The organism is Streptomyces canus, from assembly GCF_041435015.1.
GTDB lineage: Bacteria > Actinomycetota > Actinomycetes > Streptomycetales > Streptomycetaceae > Streptomyces > Streptomyces canus_G.
In genome coordinates, this window is the sequence record NZ_CP107989.1 from 8,017,986 (window position 1) to 8,034,607 (window position 16,622).

Below are 16,622 nucleotides of genomic sequence, written 5' to 3' on the forward strand. Positions count from 1 at the left end.
TGTACACAGCGGAGTTACCGTCGAAGTACACACCTTGAGCGCCTGGTTCGGACCCTGGGGGTCGCGATGGTCGAGGAGCTGGTGGCGGCGGGCGTGACGCTCGTGTCCGCCGGAGCGGTGTACGTGATGGCGGCCGCGCGGGTCGTCAAGCAGTATGAACGGGGCGTGGTGTTCCGCCTCGGAAAGCTCCGGCCGGAGGTGCGCGGGCCGGGGTTCACGATGATCGTTCCGGGCGTGGACAAGCTCCGGAAGGTCAACATGCAGATCGTGACGATGCCGGTGCCCGGGCAGGAGGGCATCACCCGGGACAACGTCACGGTGCGGGTGGACGCCGTCGTCTACTTCAAGGTGACCTCGCCGGCCGAGGCGGTCGTCCGGGTCGAGGACTACCGGTTCGCGGTCGCGCAGATGGCGCAGACCTCGCTGCGGTCGATCATCGGCAAGAGCGAGCTGGACGATCTGCTGTCCAATCGCGAAAAGCTCAACCAGGGGCTGGAGTTGATGATCGACAGCCCGGCGGTGGAGTGGGGCGTCACGATCGACCGGGTCGAGATCAAGGACGTCTCGCTGCCCGAGACCATGAAGCGGTCCATGGCCCGGCAGGCCGAGGCGGACCGGGAGCGGCGGGCCCGGGTCATCAACGCGGACGCGGAGCTCCAGGCGTCGAAGAAGCTGGCCGAGGCGGCCAAGGAGATGTCCGAGCAGCCTGCCGCGCTGCAACTGCGGTTGCTGCAGACGGTGGTGGCGGTGGCGGCGGAGAAGAACTCGACGCTGGTGCTGCCGTTTCCCGTGGAGCTGCTGCGGTTTCTGGAGCGGGCGGCGCCGACGCCGCAGCAACCGCTGCAGGAGCAACGTCCGTCTCTGGAGCCCCGACTGGATTCGGATCCTGGAGGGTCGAATTCAGGACAGGACTAGACCTCACGGGCTGATGGGGTGTTACTCGCTCGTAGTGTTTGCAGCGTGAATGGCCTGGGGTGACCGTGGACTGTCAAAAATGTCAGAGGCGCGCAACCGCGTTCTACGCGCGTCCGGAAGTCACCCTTGTGCGCTCCCTGTGGGGTTCGGAAGAGTAAGGGCTCGTCAACCAGCCTTCCGGCCCGTGAGGTCCCCACAATCTCCCGGGCCGACCCCCCACAGGAGGACGCGAGTTGAAGCATCGACGCATACCCAGGCGCCGGATCGTCGTGGCAGGTGCGGGCATCACCGCACTGGTCGCCGCGGGTGTCACCTTGCAGACTGCGAACGCCAGCGAGACGCCGGCCACGCCGGAAGTCAAGACCCTCTCGGCCCTCGCGGCCGGAAAGCTCGCCTCGACGCTCGGGGCGGATCTCGGCGCGGACGCGGCCGGGACGTTCTACGACGCGAAGACCAAGAGTCTCGTGGTGAACGTGCTCGACGAGGACGCGGCACGGACCGTGTCGGCGGCCGGGGCCTCGGCGAGAATCGTCTCGAACTCTCTCGCCGAGCTGAAGAGCGCGCGGACGACGCTGTCGAGCGACGCGACCATCCCCGGGACGTCCTGGGTGACCGACCCCACCACCAACAAGGTCGTCGTCACCGCCGACCGCACGGTCTCCGCCGCCGAATGGACCAAGCTCACCAAGGTGGTCGACGGGCTGGGCCCGGTGGCCGAACTCCAGCGCAGCAAGGGGGAGTTCAAGCCCTTCATCGCGGGTGGTGACGCGATCAGCGGATCCGGCGGGCGGTGCTCGCTGGGATTCAACGTGGTCAAGGGCGGGGAGCCGTTCTTCCTCACCGCCGGGCACTGCACCGAGGCGATCTCGACGTGGTCGGACTCGAGCGGAAAAGAGGTCGGCACCAACTCGCTGTCCAGCTTCCCGGACAACGACTACGGGCTGGTGAAGTACACGGCGGAGGTCGATCACCCCAGCGAGGTGAACCTCTACAACGGGTCCGCGCAGGCGATCACGGGGGCGGCGGCCGCGACCGTCGGTCAGTCGGTGACGCGCAGCGGGTCCACGACCCAGGTGCACTCCGGAAAGGTCACCGGGCTGGACGCGACGGTGAACTACGGCAATGGCGACATCGTGAACGGGCTGATCCAGACCGACGTGTGCGCGGAGCCCGGGGACAGCGGAGGCTCGCTGTTCTCCGGGAGCAGTGCGATCGGGCTGACGTCCGGTGGCAGTGGTGACTGCACCTCCGGCGGGGAGACGTTCTTCCAGCCGGTGACAGAGGCGCTGTCGGCGACCGGGGCGTCGATCGGCTGACGTTCGTTTCGGTGGTGAGTGGAGTCCCGTCCCCTCTTTGGGGGCGGGACTCTCGCGTTTCGCGGAGGCCGCGACGTCAAACGCCGCAATCCGGGTCCGAATAGCTGTTTCCGCAGGTGAGAGGTGATTCGACCCTCGTCGTACACACGTTCGGTTTTTGGTCTATGGTGGAGGTGAGGCGATAGGGAACTGATGTTCGACAGTGGAGGTGCGGATGCCTGGCTTCACTCATCTGCACACCGTCTCCGGGTTCTCCCTGCGCTACGGCGCCTCGCACCCGGAGCGCCTCGCCGAGCGCGCCTCCGAGCGGGGGATGGACGCCCTCGCCCTCACCGACCGTGACACCCTCGCGGGTACGGTCCGGTTCGCCAAGGCCTGTGCGAGGGCGGGGGTGCGGCCGTTGTTCGGGGTGGGGCTGGCCGTGGAGGAGGCCCAGCCCGTACGACAGGAGCGGCGCCGTGCTCCCGTGCGCGGAGGTGCCTTCGTCGACGAGTCGGCTCCCCGTGTCACCTTTCTCGCCCGGGACGGTGCCCGCGGCTGGGCCGACCTGTGCCGGCTCGTCACGATGGCGCACTCGGACAAGGGTGAGCAGGGCACGCCGCTGCTGCCCCGGGCCGAGAACCGGGGGGACGGGCTGACCGTGCTGCTCGGACCCGCCTCCGATGTCGGCCGGGCCCTCGCCGTCGGCCGCCCCGACCGGGCCGCCCGGCTGCTCGTTCCCTGGCGGGAGACCTACGGTGACGCCCTGCGGCTCGAAGCCGTCTGGCACGGGCGGAAGGGCACGGGGCCGGGCTCCCTGCGGCTGGCCGCCCGTACGGTCGGCTTCGCCGCCGAGCAGCGGATCCGTCCCGTGCTCAGCAATGCCGTACGGTACGCCGACGCCGGCCTGGGCCCGGTCGCCGACGTCCTGGACTCGGCCCGCCGCCTTGTCCCCGTCGGCGCAGTCAAGGAACTGGACTCCGGCGAGGCCTGGCTCAAGGACGCGGGGGCCATGCTGGCGGCCGCCGAACGGATCGTCGAGGCCGCGGGCTTCCGGCGCGACATCGCCCACCGGCTGCTGGAGCAGACACAGGCGACGGCCGCCGAGTGCTTGGTCGACCCCGAGGACGACCTCGGGATCGGCACCGTCCACTTCCCCGAGCCGCACCTCGTCGGCGCGGGCCTCCGCACCGCCCAGCGGTCCCTGGCCTCGCGGGCGGCGGCCGGAATGGTGCTGAAGGGGTATGCGGGCAAGCCCGCGTACTGGGAGCGGATGCACGAGGAACTGGACATCATCGCTTACCACGGATTCGCCTCCTACTTCCTGACGGTCGCTCAGGTCGTCGATGACGTGAGGGACATGGGCATCCGGGTTGCCGCTCGGGGCTCCGGCGCCGGTTCCCTGGTCAATCACCTTCTCGGGATCGCCCACGCCGATCCCGTCGAGCACGGGCTGCTGATGGAACGGTTCCTGTCCACCCGGCGGCTCGTTCTGCCCGACATCGACATCGATGTGGAGTCCGCGCGCCGCCTCGAGGTCTACCGGGCGATCATCGGGCGGTTCGGGACCGAGCGGGTCGCCACCGTCGCGATGCCGGAGACGTACCGGGTGCGGCACGCGATCCGGGACGTGGGGGCGGCCCTGTCCATGGACCCCGCCGACATCGACCGCATCGCCAAGTCCTTCCCGCACATCCGGGCGCGCGACGCCCGCGCGGCCCTGGAGGAACTGCCCGAACTCAAGGCGCTGGCAGAAGAGAAGCAGCGTCACGGCAGGTTGTGGGAGCTGGTCGAGGCCCTCGACGCTCTTCCCCGGGGGATCGCCATGCATCCGTGCGGGGTGCTGCTCTCCGACGCGACCCTGCTGCGCCGTACGCCGGTCATGCCGACCAGCGGCGAGGGGTTTCCCATGTCGCAGTTCGACAAGGAGGACGTCGAGGATCTCGGGCTGCTCAAGCTCGATGTGCTGGGCGTGCGGATGCAGTCGGCGATGGCGCACGCGGTCGCGGAGGTGGAGCGGGCGGCGGGGGAGCGGATCGACCTGGACGCCGTGCCGCCGGGCGACCCGGCGACGTATCGACTCATCCGGTCCACCGAGACGCTCGGGTGCTTCCAGATCGAGTCGCCGGGGCAGCGGGACCTGGTCGGCCGGTTGCAGCCGGCCACCTTCCACGATCTCGTCGTCGACATCTCGCTCTTCCGGCCCGGCCCGGTCGCCGCCGACATGGTGCGGCCGTTCATCGAGGCACGGCACGGGCGGGCGCCCGTCCGGTATCCGCACCGGGATCTGGAGCGGCCGCTGAAGGGGACGTACGGGGTCGTCGTCTTCCACGAGCAGATCATCGACATCGTCGACATCATGACCGGGTGCGGGCGCGGCGAGGCGGACCGGGTGCGGCGCGGGCTGTCCGACCCGGAGTCGCAGGGGCGGATCCGGTTCTGGTTCGCGCAGCACGCGGCGGCGAACGGATACAGCGCGGAAACGATTCAGCGTACCTGGGAGATCATCGAGGCCTTCGGGTCGTACGGCTTCTGCAAGGCGCACGCGGTCGCCTTCGCCGTACCGACGTACCAGTCGGCGTGGCTGAAGGCGCACCACCCGGCGGCCTTCTACGCCGGGCTGCTCACGCACGACCCCGGGATGTATCCGAAGCGGCTGCTGCTGGCGGACGCGCGGCGGCGCGGGGTGCCGATCCTGCCGTTGGACGTGAACGAGTCGGGGGTCGCCCATCGGATCGAACTGGTGTCTGAATCTCCTGCCGTGTGGGGACTTCGGCTGGCCCTCTCCGACGTGCACGGCATCAGCGAGGCCGAGGCGGCACGGATCGCCGAGGGACAGCCGTACGCCTCACTGCTGGACTTCTGGGGGCGGGCGCGTCCGAGCCGTCCGGTGGCTCAACGTCTCGCGCAAGTAGGGGCGTTGGATGCCTTCGGCGCCAACCGGCGTGATCTGCAACTGCACCTGACCGAGCTGCACCGGGGCGCTCGCGCGGGCCGTGGGGCCCAACTCCCCTTGTCCGGCGGCCGGAAGACTGCCTCGGTCGGACTGCCCGATCTCTCCTCCGTGGAGAAGCTCAGCGCCGAGCTGGGGGTGCTGTCGATGGACGTCTCGCGCAATCTGATGGACGACCACCAGGAGTTCCTGACGGAGCTGGGCGTGGTCAGCGCGCGACGGCTGCGGGAGGCGCGGCACGGTGAGGCCGTACTGGTCGCGGGGGCCAAGGCGGCCACTCAGACGCCGCCGATCCGGTCCGGCAAGCGGGTCATCTTCACCACCCTGGACGACGGCACCGGCCTGGTCGACCTCGCCTTCTTCGACGACTCCCACGACGCCTGCGCGCACACCGTCTTCCACTCCTGGCTGCTGCTGGTGCGCGGGGTGGTGCAGCGGCGCGGCCCGCGCAGCCTCAGCGTGGTGGGCGCGGCCGCCTGGAACCTCGCCGAACTGGTCGAGCTGCGGGACGGGGAAGGCCTCGACGCGGTGGCGGCACGGCTGGCGGAGCCGGTGCCGGTCGGGGCCGGTGACGCGGCCGAGGATCCGACCGGCGGCAGACGAATCCAAATGCCGACGGGATACGAACTGCATCCATGGGCCGATCTGCGACCGGCGGGTCAAGAGCCTTCACAGATACGGAAGTTGTGGCACCAGAGCCCGGGGAGTGCGGGATGACCATCCTCTGCGTACGTTTCCAGCTGCCGCCGACGCGGGAGGCGGCCCTGCCCGAACTGCTCGGCCTCCTCGAGGAGTTCACGCCGGTCGTCGAAGCGCTGCCGCCGGACCGGGCACTGGCCGATCTGCGGGGCGCCGAACGGTACTTCAAGCGGGACGCCGTCGAACTGGCCTCGGTGATCCGGGTCCGCGCCCTCGCCCTGCACGGCGTCGACTGCGCGATCGGCGCCGGGCCCGGGCCGATGCTGGCCCGCATGGCACTGAAGGACGCCCGGCCCGGGGTGACCTGTGCGGTCCCCGGGGACGCGGTGGCGGACTTCCTCGCCGGCCGGCCCGTCGCCGCGCTCCCCGGCGTCGGCGGCGCGACCGCCCGCGTCCTGTGCGAGTACGGCCTGGACACCCTGGGCCGGGTCGCCGCCGCACCCCTGCCCACGCTCCAGCGCCTGGTCGGCGCCAAGACCGGCCGCGAACTGCACGAGAAGGCGAACGGCGTGGACCGCGGCAGGGTGGTCCCGAACGGCGTCTCGCGCTCCCTCGCCACCGAACGCCCCTTCACGCGCGACGAGTTGGACCCCGATCAACATCGCCGCGCGCTGCTCTCCGCCGCCGAGGAACTGGGCGCCCGGCTGCGCGCCCTCGACAAGGTCTGCCGCACCCTGACCCTCACCGTGCGCTACGCCGACCGCACCGCGACCACCCGCAGCCGCACCCTCGGTGAACCCACGGCCCACTCGGTGGCCCTGACCAGGGCGGCGTACGACATGTACGAGGCCCTCGGTCTCCAGCGTGCCCGAGTCCGCTCCGTCTCCCTGCGCGCCGAGGGCCTCGACCCCGCCGAACAAGCCTCCCACCAGCTCACCTTCGACCCCACCGACGACAAGCTCCGCCGCATCGAGGAGGCCGCGGACCGGGCCCGCGCGAGGTTCGGGCCGCTGGCGGTGCTGCCGGGAACCCTGGCCGCGTAGGTCAGTTGGCCCACGGCGGAGTGATACGGGTGCCGTCGGCCAGTTCCGCCTCCAGGCCGATGGAGGTGGTGACCCAGGTGAGGGCGGTGTGATCGGTGGGGTTCTCGACGGCGAAGGTCACGCCGGGGTTGACGATCACCGTGTCGCCCGCGGTGATCCGATGGGCGGTGTCGCCGAGAGTGATCAGGAGTTCGCCGATGAGCAGGTGGAAGATCTCCTCGCGGTTGACGGTGTGAGCCGGCGCCTTCGTTCCCGCGGGGATCTCGCCGCGCCAGGCGCAGAGCTCCTTGGCGCCGCTGAGGGGAGTGGCGTACGAGACGAAACGGGCCCCGTGGATCTCGTGGGTGACGGCATCGGACGAGTGGACTACGGGCATGCGGGGCCTCCGGGTCGTAGATGGTCAAGCAGATTGACTATATGTATCCATGGTCAAGCTGCTTGACCAAATCGTCAAGGGTGTTTCAATGCCTGAGTGCAGAACTCCGAAGCCCTCGCCCTGGCCGCCGCCCTGCTCGCCGCCGCCGGTGACCTGACCCAACGCATCAACGATGGGGTCGTCGCCCGTGGGTTCGAGGCGCGGCCGGCCTGGGGCTTCGCGTTCGCGCGGCTCGCGCCGGACGGGGCCACGGTCACGGAGCTGGCCGGTCATCTCGGTGTGACCAAGCAGGCCGCGAGCCAGCTGGTCGACGAGATCGTGCGCAAGGGGTATGCCGAGCGGCGGCCGCATCCCGGGGACGCGCGGGCCCGGCTGGTCGTGCTGACCGAGCGGGGATGGGCCTGCACCCGTGCGGCGGAGGAGGCCGCCGCGGAGGCCGTGCGGTCGTGGATCGATGTACTCGGTGAGAGTGATGTGCGCGCGTTGCGCGACCGATTGGGGCGGATTGCTCCCAAGGGTCCCATCAGGCCCGCCTGGTGACGGTTCATCAGTGGATGCATCCGGCGCGGTTAACACTGCAAGTTTTTACTGACGCGTAACTTCACAAGTGCACTACTCGTCCGTAACTTTCGAATTGAACAGCATCCTCGTGATCCGGGTCACAGGGCGTACAGCCATCGCAACTCCCTTGAGCCGCAAGGAGATCACCCGATGCTGCCCTGGAAACGACTGCTCAGACCCCTCGCCGCCCTGCTCCTGACCGCCGCGGTCGCCGTCGTCCCCGCCGCCGGAGCCGCCCAGGCGGCGACCGCCCCAAGTAGCGGATGGAACGACTACACCTGCAAGCCCTCCGCCGCGCACCCCCGCCCCGTCGTCCTCGTCCACGGCACCTTCGCCAACTCCGTGGACAACTGGCTGGCCCTCGCCCCCTATCTGGAGAACCGCGACTACTGCGTCTTCTCCTTCGACTACGGCCAACTGTCCGGAGTGCCCCTCTTCCACGGCCTCGGTCCCATCGACAAGTCGGCGGAGCAGCTGAAGACCTTCGTCGACAAGGTGCTCGCCGCCACCGGCGCCCCCGAGACCGACCTCGTCGGTCACTCGCAGGGCGGTCTGATGCCCCGCTACTACCTCAAGTTCCTCGGCGGAGCCGCCAAGGTGAACGCCCTCGTCGGTATCGCCCCCGACAACCACGGCACCACCCTGTCGGGTCTGACCAGCCTGCTGCCGTACTTCCCGGGCATCCAGGACCTGCTCACCACCCACACCCCGGCCCTCGCCGACCAGGTCGTCGGCTCCCCCTTCCTCGCCAAACTCAACGAAGGCGGCGACACCGTCCCCGGCGTCACGTACACCGTCCTCGCCACCAAGTACGACGAGGTCGTCACGCCGTACCGGAGCCAGTTCCTCAGCGGATCCGGCGTCCACAACGTCCTGCTGCAGGACCTGTGCGCGCTCGATCTCTCCGAGCACGTGGCCATCGGGCTGTTCGACCGGATCGCCTTCCACGAGGTGGCCAACGCCCTCGACCCCGCCCACGCCACCCCCACCACCTGCGCGTCGGCGTTCAGTTGACCGATGCCGGGGCCTGTCCGGCCTGAGCCGCCGGTCAGGCCCCGGAGCTCATGCGGTCAACGGCCCCGCCGTGCACCGCCGTTCACCGCGCGCCGCCGCACCGAACCGAACAGGATCGCCGCGCCGGCCGCGAGCGTGGCAGCACCGCCCATCGCGAGATACGACGTGCTGCTGTCCCCACCCGTCTCGGCGAGGTTCTGCGAAGTTCCCGCCGCCTGAACGTCGTTGGCCGGGAGGCTCGCCCTCCCGGCCAACGGCTCCGCCGACGTACTGGCGTCGTCGTCACCGTGCCCGTCGTGCTCCACCGTCGACTTGCCGGTGCCGTCCTCGATCTGCTCCTCAGAGGGAGCGGAGGCGCTCGGGGCCGGGGTCGGACTGCTCGCCGGGCCACCGGAGTCGCCGCCGAACGTCACGTCCGAGCAGGAGTAGAACGCCTCCGGGCTGTCCGAGCGCTGCCAGATCGCATACAGGAGCTGCTTCCCGGAGCGCTCCGGGAGCGTGCCGGAGAACGTGTAGAAGCCGCCCGAGGCGACCGGGTCGGTGGCCGTCGCGACCGGGTTCGACAGGTCCAGGTCGCCCCAGCCCAGCGGCTGCGCCGGGTCGTAGCCCGGCTTGGTGAGGTACACCGTGAAGGTGCCCTTGTGCGGAGCGGTCACGCGGTACTTGAAGGTGTACGACCCACTGCTCACACTCGTCGCCGGCCAGTCGGCGCGGGCCAGGTCGAGCCCCTTGAACTCGTCGTTGTTCGCGCTGCACAGCCTGCCGTCCGGGATCAGCGCCTGGTGGCGTCCGTTCGCGTCGCCGATGCGGATGCCGTTCCAGTCGTAGAGCGCCTGCGTGCCGCCCGCCGCGATCGCCGCCCTGCACGCGTCCGACGTCGGGCTCTCGGGACCCTCCGCGTAGCACTGCGAGACCCGGCTGACCGGGTCGCCCATCGAGCCGTGCGCGGACGCGGGCCCGGCGGCCAGTGCGGTCAGGGCGAGCGGGGTCAGGCCGACGGCGACGACGGCTGTGGCCTTGCGGCGTGCGGGCATGGGGGATCTCCTCGGAACCGGTACTGATGGGTGCCGGATCAAAGAAACCGTGAAATCCCCAGCTTGTGACGGGCGGTGGCGATCTTTATGGCCCTCTTAAGGGAGTGCTGAGGCGGAGATCAGACAGCTACCGTGCGCGCATGACGAACGAGGAGATCCGACCCGCCGTCGCGGCCGACGTACCGACCGTGAAAGCCCTGACCGACGCTGCGTACGAGCACTACATCGAGCGCATCGGACGCGTACCGCAGCCCATGGAGCGGGACCACGCGGCGAACGTGGCCGCGGGGCAGGTGTTCGTCACCGGTGACCCGGTGGTCGGGCTCGTGGTGGTCGAGGAGTACCCCGACCATCTCTATCTCGACAACATCGCCGTCCGCCCCGACGCCCAGGGGCAGGGCGTGGGGGGACGGCTGCTGCGATTCGTCGAGGCACACGCGCGTGCGCTGGGGCTGCCCGAGGTCAGGCTCTACACGAACGCGATGATGTGGGAGAACCAGGAGATCTATCCGAAGTTCGGTTATGAGGTCGTGGAACGGCGAGTGGACGGGCCCTATGACCGCGTCCACTACCGCAAGCGACTGGTCTGATACGGGGCGCGCCTGCCGCCGTCAGCCGTCGGGCCACCAGGTCCGCGCGATGTCCTTGCGGACCTCGGGTCGTCCCGCGGGGCGCTCGTCGGCCTCCTCGGGGAGTCGCCGGGCGTCTGTCCTCTTCAGGGGCTTCTGCACGGTGGTACGGCGCATGACTGCCTCCTTCAGTGCCTACCGTGTTCCGCGTTCTCACGGAGGTAGACCCTTTTGGGGAGAGTTCCTCATCGGTTACCGGTCTGTCAGTGGCGGCTGTCACGATTCGAGTGTCAGTGGCGGGTGTCACTCTTGGGTGCATGACGGAGAACAGTGACGGCAGGGGTGGCGCGGCGGACGTGGACTGGGACGCCGAAGCGGGGTCCTTCGACGAGGAGCCGGATCACGGGTTGCGGGACCCCGGGGTAAGGGGCGCTTGGGCCGAGCGGCTGCGGGGGTGGCTGCCGGGAGGGGCCTCCGACGTCCTCGATCTCGGGTGCGGGACCGGGAGTCTGTCACTCCTCGCGGCCGAGCAGGGGCATCGGGTGACCGGGGTGGATCTTTCTCCGGCCATGGTGGAGCTGGCGCGCGCCAAGCTCGCCGGGCGTGACGCGGCGTTCCTGGTCGGTGACGCCGCGCATCCTCCGGTGGGGGAGCAGCGGTTCGATGTGGTCCTTGGCCGACACGTGCTGTGGGCGTTGCCGGATCCCGGGCGGGTGCTGCGGCGGTGGTGGGGGTTGCTGCGGCCGGGTGGGCGGTTGGTGCTGGTGGAGGGGGTGTGGGGGGCGGTGGGGATATCGGCCGAGGTGGTGAGCGGGTTGGCGGAGCCGCTGGGCGGTCATGTACGGGTGGAGCGGTTGTCGGGGGACTCTTTGCTGTGGGGGAAGGACGTGGATGACGAGCGGTACGCGGTGCTGGTGAGGGGCGACTAAGAGATCGGGGGCCAGTGTGGTGCCTCGGTCGAAAAGCGGTGGGCCAAGGCCTCCAGCTCGTCCAGGGCCGTCATTGCCGCCGACGCCGCCTCCGGGTCTCTCTCCGCCAGGCCGCTCTCCTCGAACTCGTCCTCGTCCAGGCGCAGCACGTCCGTGCCGTCGGTCGAGACCCACAGGTCCAGGTCCAGGTCCTCCACGACCAACTCGGTGCCGTTCAGTGCCGCCGGGCGGGTGATGTCGCAGTACCAGCCCTTCAGAGTGCCGTCCGAGGAGCGGACCTCCTTGACGGCGTACCAGCGGTCCCGCCAGTAGTGCTCGGTGAAGATGTCGCCGGGCTCGAAGCGGACGAAGCCGAAGTCACGGAAGCCCTCGCCCGCCCATGGGGCTCGGACGGTGATGCGGGTGCCGTCGTCGGTGAGGAGCTCGGCCTCGTAACGGATCTTCGTGCGGCCCGCCTTGAGCAGGACGACGTCCACACGCTGCAGGGGCTCAGGTGAGTTCGCGGACATGACGTACCTCCGTGGCGCAGATCTCGTATCCGAACCACTTGTTGATCGCGAGCATGGGTTCGTTGCCGGCGTCGTTGCCGGTGAGGGCCTGCGTGCATCCGGCGGCGCGGGCGCGGTGCAGGGAGGCGTTCTTGGCGAGCTTGGCGAGGCCCCGGCCGCGGAAGGCGCGGGCGGTTCCCGTCATGGCGGTGGCATAGCGGCCGGCGCCGTCGGTGTGGGCGACGCTGAAGGCGGCGGGGCGGCCCTCGACCAGGGCGATGGTGGTCAGGGCATGGTCGAGGAGCGGATGTTTCCAGTTCTCCTCGATCCACACGTCGTAGTCCGTGAACTCGATGCCCACATCGCTCGGTTCGTCTTCCGCCGTCTCCGCGTCCAGCTCGAAGAAGGGGCGCGGGTCGTCGGCGAAGTCGGCCGCGGTGCGCAGTTCGACGCCCGGGGGAGGCGTTTGCAGCGGGGGCAGCGTGCCGTTCGTCAGGTCCAGGCGCAGGAAGTGCGCGGAGCGGCTGGCCCGGTAGCCGTGCCGCTCGGCGAACGTGCGGTTCTGCGGCTCGTCCAGCACCCAGGAGTACAGCCTGGTCGCGCCGTGTGCCGCGAGATGCTCCTCGGCGGTGCGGGCGAGGAGGCTACCGGCGCCGCGCCGCACGCGGTCCGGGCGTACGTAGATGTTGAGGTAGCCGTGGCCCGGCTCCGGGCTGTCGTGGGCGAGGCCGACCTGGGCCGTGCCGATCACCTCTCCGTCCTCCTCCGCGACGAAGGAGCGGTAATGGGCGTCCGGGTGGGTGTGGACCGTACGGTGAATGACGCCGGCCGGGGTCCACAGCACGTGGGGAAGGGCCAGATGGCGGGCGTGCGTGAAGTCCTCGACGTCGGCCGGGTCCTGGGGGCGCAGGTCGCGCACGATCACGGTCATGAAGGCGCACGTTACGTGGGGGCGTCGCACGAGTGCCTCTCATTTTCCGGTGGGTGCGGGACAATCGGCTCGTGACCTTGAAGATCCACATCGACGACAGTGCGCCGCCGTACGAGCAGGTGCGGGTGCAGATCTCCGAGCAGGCGCGGGCGGGGGTGCTGCCGGTGGGGTACCGGCTGCCGACCGTGCGCGGGCTCGCCGAGTCGCTCGGACTCGCCGCGAACACCGTCGCCAAGGCCTACCGGGCGCTGGAGAGTGACGGGGTGATCGAGACCCGGGGGCGCAACGGCACGTTCGTGGCCGCCGCCGGCTCGGCCGCCGAACGGGAGCTGGCGTCGGCCGCCCAGGCGTACGTCGAGCGGGCCCGGCGACTCGGGTTCACGGAGAGGGACGCGTTGGCGGCCGTACGGGATGCGCTGCGGGCGGCTTACGGGGAGGGCTGAGACAGCGCGGCGAACAGCCGCGCGTTCCGTACGGCGGCTCCGTTCGGGTCGTTGTTGAAGTACGCGTACACGTCCTCGTTCCCGGCCCAGGTCTTCTCGATCCGCTCGGCCCAGGTCTCCAGGGAGCGTCTGCCGTAGTGCGGCCACGCCCGTGCTCGGCCTTCGTGGAAGCGGACGTATCCCCAGTCGGCGGTGCGCCAGAGCGGGGTCACCGGGCGGGCGCGGACGTCGGCCCAGCACAGGGCCGCGCCGCGGGACTCCAGCACCTTTCGGGTCTCCGGTGTCCACCAGGAATCATGGCGGGGTTCCACCGCGACCCGGGTCGACGACGGGAAACAGGTCAGGCAGGCGTCCAGCAGCTGCGGGTCGGCCCGCAGGGTCGGGGGGAGCTGGAGCAGCACCGGGCCCAGACGCGGGCCCAGCCCCTCCGCGTGGCTGATCAGGCGGTGCACCGGCTCCTGCGGGTCCTTCAGCCGCTTGATGTGGGTCAGGTACCGGCTCGCCTTCACCGCCACCACGAAGTCCCCCGGCACCCGCTCCCGCCACGCCTCGAAGGTCTCGCGGGTCGGCAGCCGGTAGAACGCGTTGTTGATCTCGACCGTCGGGAAGTGCTCCGTGTACTGCTCCAGCCAGAGCCGCATGGGGACGTCGGCGGGGTAGAGGACGCCCCGCCAGTCCTTGTACTGCCACCCCGACGTGCCCACGAACAGGGTCATACACCCATCAAAGCACTACAGATACAGCCCCGCGTCCGCCCCCGGGCGCGGCTCCGGCACCGCCGTCGGTGACGTCCCCCGGCGCAGTGCGTACAGCTCCGCCAGGGTCGCTCCCTCACGGCCCACGCCCTCCTCGGTGCCGAGCCAGCCCACCGCCTCCCGGTGGGTCAGCGGGCCCACCTCGATGCGGGCCAGACAGCGGCCGGGGCGGACCACGGCGGGGTGCAGGCGCTCGAGGTCCTCGTTGGTCGTGACGCCCACCAGGACGTTGCGGCCCTGGCCCAGCAGGCCGTCGGTGAGATTCAGCAGACGCGACAGGGCCTGGCCCGCCGTGTGCTTCGCCTCGCCGCGGATCAGCTCGTCGCAGTCCTCCAGGAGCAGGAGCCGCCAGCGGCCCTTGCCCGTCGAGTCCTCCTCGCCGATCGCGATGTCCATCAGATAGCCGACATCGCTGAACAGCCGCTCCGGGTCCAGGACGCAGTCCACCTGGCACCAGTCCCGCCAGGAGCGGGCCAGCGTTCGCAGGGCGGAGGTCTTGCCGGTGCCGGGCGGGCCGTGGAGCAGGAGCAGACGGCCCGCGATGTCCTCCGGGGTCGTCTTCATCAGGGTGTCCATCGCGTCCGCGACCGGTGCCGTGTAGTTGTCCCGGACCTCGTCCCAGGTGCCCGCGGAGATCTGGCGGGTCGTGCGGTGCGGGCCGCGCCTGGGGGAGACGTACCAGAAGCCCATCGTCACGTTCTCCGGCTGGGGCTCGGGCTCGTCCGCCGCGCCGTCGGTGGCCTGGTCGAGGACCTTCTTGGCCAGCTCGGGGTCGGTGGCCGTGACGGTGACGTCGGCGCCGCGGTTCCAGCGGGAGATCAGCAGGGTCCAGCCGTCGCCCTCGGCGAGCGTCGCGCTGCGGTCGTCGTCGCGGGCGACGCGCAGCACGCGGGCGCCCGCCGGCAGGAGCGTGGCCCCGGTGCGGACCCGGTCGATGTTGGCCGCGTGGGAGTACGGCTGCTCGCCCGTCGCGAAGCGGCCGAGGAACAGCGCGTCGACGACGTCGGACGGTGAGTCGCTGTCGTCGACGTTGAGCCGGATCGGCAGAGCGTCGTGTGGGTTCGCAGACATGCCGCCCATGATCCGGCACGGGACCCCCACCCGCACCCGGTTTCCGTGGTGCGCCGGTCGTGTCGCGGCTGTCCCGTGTTTCCGGTCCGCCCTCAACGTCCTGTTACGGAGCTGTGCATCTCCGACATCTGCCCGCACAGGCGTGTTCGCGGATACCGTTGCCCTCAATGGGACGTCATGGGTGGAATTCGGGGGCACTGCGGTGGCGGCTCACCGCTCTGCTCGGTGTGGGCGCGGTGGCTCTGGCGCTGGTGGTGACCCTCCTCAACACGCTTCCGGGCAGTGGCGCGGGCACCGACGGCACCTCGCGCAACGGCGACAAGGTCCACGGCACTCCGACGTCCACGCCGGACGCGGAGACCCCGGAGGTGGGCTGGGGGTTCACACACACCCAGTTCAGTGCCGACGAGGGCAGCTCCACCGCCACCGAGCGCGTCGAGGGACTGCTGGCAGACGCCGGCGGAGTCCCGCAGAACCAGCACATCATGGGCTGGGGCGCCGCCAACCCCGAGCCGGTCAAGGGGCGTTACGACTTCGAGGACCTGGACCGGCGCATCGACTTCATCCGTGCCTCAGGCTCCACACCGATCGTGACCCTGTGCTGCGCTCCGGACTGGATGAAGGGCGGCGAGGCGGGCGTCGGCAACACCGACTGGAGCAAGGCGGCACTGGAGACCGCGCCGGATCCCGCGCACTTCAAGGACTACGCCGCGCTCGCCGCGACCGTCGCCAAGCGCTACCCGGACGTACGCCACTTCATCGTATGGAACGAGTTCAAGGGCTTCTGGAACGACGCGAAGGCCCGCTGGGACTACGAGGGGTACACCCAGCTGTACAACCTGGTCTACAAGGCGCTGAAGAAGGTCAACCCCAAGATCATGGTGGGCGGACCCTATCTCGTGATGGACAGCGTCGACCCGCGCTCCGACGACGCCTCCGCCACCTTCAAGGGGGCCTGGGGCGCGATGGATCAGCGGATCCTCGACGCCTTCGACTACTGGAACAGGAACAAGGCCGGCGCCGACTTCGTGGTCGTGGACGGCTCCAGCTACACCAACGACGACGAGCTGCTGCCGGACGAGTTCGCGGCCACCGACAAGTTCACCGCGGTGAGCCGGTGGGTGCGGCAGCAGACCGGGAACCTGCCGCTGTGGTGGGCCGAGTACTACGTCGAGCCCGCCGACAGCCGGGACGAACGCGAGGGCTGGTCCGAGAACCGCCGGGTCGCCGTGCAGGCCGCCGGAATGATCGCGCTGGCCAAGGGTGGCACCACGTCCGCCCTCTACTGGAACCCGGAGAACGAGAAGGGCACGGACTGCGCGGGCTGTCTCTGGACGCCGACCAGCGGCAGCGGCGGCGGTCGAAAGCTGCCGATGTTCGACCTCGTCAGCCGGTTCAGCAAGGCCTTCCCGCCGGGGAGCGGGTACGAGAACGTCTCCGTCGCCGCCGACGACGTGCCCAACGTCCGGGTCCTCGCCACCGACAAGTCCGTCCTGGTGGTGAACACCTTGAATCGGCAGATCAGCGCCGAGATCGACGGGAAGCGGTTCGACATGCAGGCGTACGAGGTCAAGTGGCTCACCCGCTGAGCCACTTGACCTCCGAA

General features: G+C 70.1%; 17 protein-coding genes. 10 read left to right on the top strand and 7 right to left on the bottom strand.

Annotated features, from left to right (window positions below):
• Positions 1 to 66 precede the first annotated feature (66 nt).
• The 4 genes from OG841_RS36610 (at position 67) to OG841_RS36625 (ending at position 6,845) form a co-directional block, all read left to right on the top strand.
• Entirely contained in the window at positions 67 to 915 is an 849-nt protein-coding gene (locus OG841_RS36610; RefSeq protein ID WP_328637467.1) for a slipin family protein, read from the top strand.
• A gap of 233 nt (positions 916 to 1,148) precedes the next feature.
• Complete coding sequence (locus OG841_RS36615; RefSeq protein WP_328637466.1) at positions 1,149 to 2,231, top strand: S1 family peptidase; 1,083 nt, start codon at positions 1,149 to 1,151, stop codon at positions 2,229 to 2,231.
• A gap of 214 nt (positions 2,232 to 2,445) precedes the next feature.
• Positions 2,446 to 5,880 (top strand): DNA polymerase III subunit alpha, encoded by a 3,435-nt coding sequence (locus OG841_RS36620; protein ID WP_371568538.1) that lies wholly within the window; start codon positions 2,446 to 2,448, stop codon positions 5,878 to 5,880.
• Positions 5,877 to 6,845 carry a DNA polymerase Y family protein gene (locus tag OG841_RS36625; RefSeq protein ID WP_328637457.1) on the top strand — a complete coding sequence of 323 codons (969 nt, stop codon included), beginning with the start codon at positions 5,877 to 5,879 and terminating at the stop codon, positions 6,843 to 6,845. The genes OG841_RS36620 and OG841_RS36625 overlap by 4 nt, the downstream gene beginning before the upstream one ends.
• A 1-nt stretch (position 6,846) precedes the next feature.
• On the opposite strand, the gene OG841_RS36630 is transcribed toward OG841_RS36625, so the two are convergent.
• Positions 6,847 to 7,221 (bottom strand): cupin domain-containing protein, encoded by a 375-nt coding sequence (locus tag OG841_RS36630; protein WP_328637456.1) that lies wholly within the window; start codon positions 7,219 to 7,221, stop codon positions 6,847 to 6,849.
• A gap of 96 nt (positions 7,222 to 7,317) precedes the next feature.
• Between OG841_RS36630 and OG841_RS36635 the strand changes: the two genes are divergently transcribed.
• Together OG841_RS36635 and OG841_RS36640 are read left to right on the top strand one after the other, a co-directional pair.
• Complete coding sequence (locus OG841_RS36635) at positions 7,318 to 7,761, top strand: MarR family winged helix-turn-helix transcriptional regulator (RefSeq protein WP_365120333.1); 444 nt, start codon at positions 7,318 to 7,320, stop codon at positions 7,759 to 7,761.
• A 171-nt stretch (positions 7,762 to 7,932) separates the two neighbouring features.
• Complete coding sequence (locus OG841_RS36640; protein ID WP_328637454.1) at positions 7,933 to 8,796, top strand: esterase/lipase family protein; 864 nt, start codon at positions 7,933 to 7,935, stop codon at positions 8,794 to 8,796.
• 56 nt (positions 8,797 to 8,852) lie between these two features.
• On the opposite strand, the gene OG841_RS36645 is transcribed toward OG841_RS36640, so the two are convergent.
• The gene (locus OG841_RS36645) at positions 8,853 to 9,830 is read right to left on the bottom strand and encodes a lytic polysaccharide monooxygenase auxiliary activity family 9 protein (protein WP_328637453.1); all 978 of its coding nucleotides are present in this window, start codon (positions 9,828 to 9,830) and stop codon (positions 8,853 to 8,855) included.
• 140 nt (positions 9,831 to 9,970) lie between these two features.
• On the opposite strand from OG841_RS36645, the gene OG841_RS36650 reads away from it, so the two are divergent.
• Positions 9,971 to 10,420, top strand: coding sequence for a GNAT family N-acetyltransferase (locus OG841_RS36650; protein WP_266526557.1), 450 nt, complete (start codon positions 9,971 to 9,973; stop codon positions 10,418 to 10,420).
• Positions 10,421 to 10,441: 21 nt separating this feature from the next.
• On the opposite strand, the gene OG841_RS36655 is transcribed toward OG841_RS36650, so the two are convergent.
• Positions 10,442 to 10,576 carry a hypothetical protein gene (locus tag OG841_RS36655; RefSeq protein ID WP_020117828.1) on the bottom strand — a complete coding sequence of 45 codons (135 nt, stop codon included), beginning with the start codon at positions 10,574 to 10,576 and terminating at the stop codon, positions 10,442 to 10,444.
• Positions 10,577 to 10,716: 140 nt separating this feature from the next.
• Here OG841_RS36655 and OG841_RS36660 point away from each other — a divergent pair, with 140 nt between their 5' ends.
• Positions 10,717 to 11,328 carry a class I SAM-dependent methyltransferase gene (locus OG841_RS36660; RefSeq protein WP_371568546.1) on the top strand — a complete coding sequence of 204 codons (612 nt, stop codon included), beginning with the start codon at positions 10,717 to 10,719 and terminating at the stop codon, positions 11,326 to 11,328.
• On the opposite strand, the gene OG841_RS36665 is transcribed toward OG841_RS36660, so the two are convergent.
• Positions 11,325 to 11,837: a DUF402 domain-containing protein gene (locus OG841_RS36665; protein WP_371568549.1), complete on the bottom strand. Its 513-nt coding sequence runs from the start codon at positions 11,835 to 11,837 to the stop codon at positions 11,325 to 11,327. The genes OG841_RS36660 and OG841_RS36665 overlap by 4 nt on opposite strands.
• Positions 11,818 to 12,747, bottom strand: coding sequence for a GNAT family N-acetyltransferase (locus tag OG841_RS36670; protein ID WP_371568552.1), 930 nt, complete (start codon positions 12,745 to 12,747; stop codon positions 11,818 to 11,820). Before OG841_RS36670 ends, OG841_RS36665 begins: the two co-directional genes overlap by 20 nt.
• A gap of 71 nt (positions 12,748 to 12,818) precedes the next feature.
• Between OG841_RS36670 and OG841_RS36675 the strand changes: the two genes are divergently transcribed.
• Positions 12,819 to 13,190 (top strand): GntR family transcriptional regulator, encoded by a 372-nt coding sequence (locus tag OG841_RS36675; RefSeq protein ID WP_371568555.1) that lies wholly within the window; start codon positions 12,819 to 12,821, stop codon positions 13,188 to 13,190.
• Here OG841_RS36675 and OG841_RS36680 read toward each other — a convergent pair.
• Positions 13,175 to 13,906, bottom strand: coding sequence for a DUF72 domain-containing protein (locus tag OG841_RS36680; protein ID WP_328637449.1), 732 nt, complete (start codon positions 13,904 to 13,906; stop codon positions 13,175 to 13,177). The two genes, OG841_RS36675 and OG841_RS36680, sit on opposite strands and share 16 nt — an antisense overlap.
• A gap of 15 nt (positions 13,907 to 13,921) precedes the next feature.
• A complete protein-coding gene (locus OG841_RS36685; RefSeq protein ID WP_328637448.1) occupies positions 13,922 to 15,016 on the bottom strand; it encodes a DUF5925 domain-containing protein in 1,095 nt (364 codons plus the stop codon).
• A 167-nt stretch (positions 15,017 to 15,183) separates the two neighbouring features.
• Here OG841_RS36685 and OG841_RS36690 point away from each other — a divergent pair, with 167 nt between their 5' ends.
• Positions 15,184 to 16,605 (top strand): GH39 family glycosyl hydrolase, encoded by a 1,422-nt coding sequence (locus OG841_RS36690; protein WP_328637447.1) that lies wholly within the window; start codon positions 15,184 to 15,186, stop codon positions 16,603 to 16,605.
• Positions 16,606 to 16,622 lie beyond the last annotated feature (17 nt).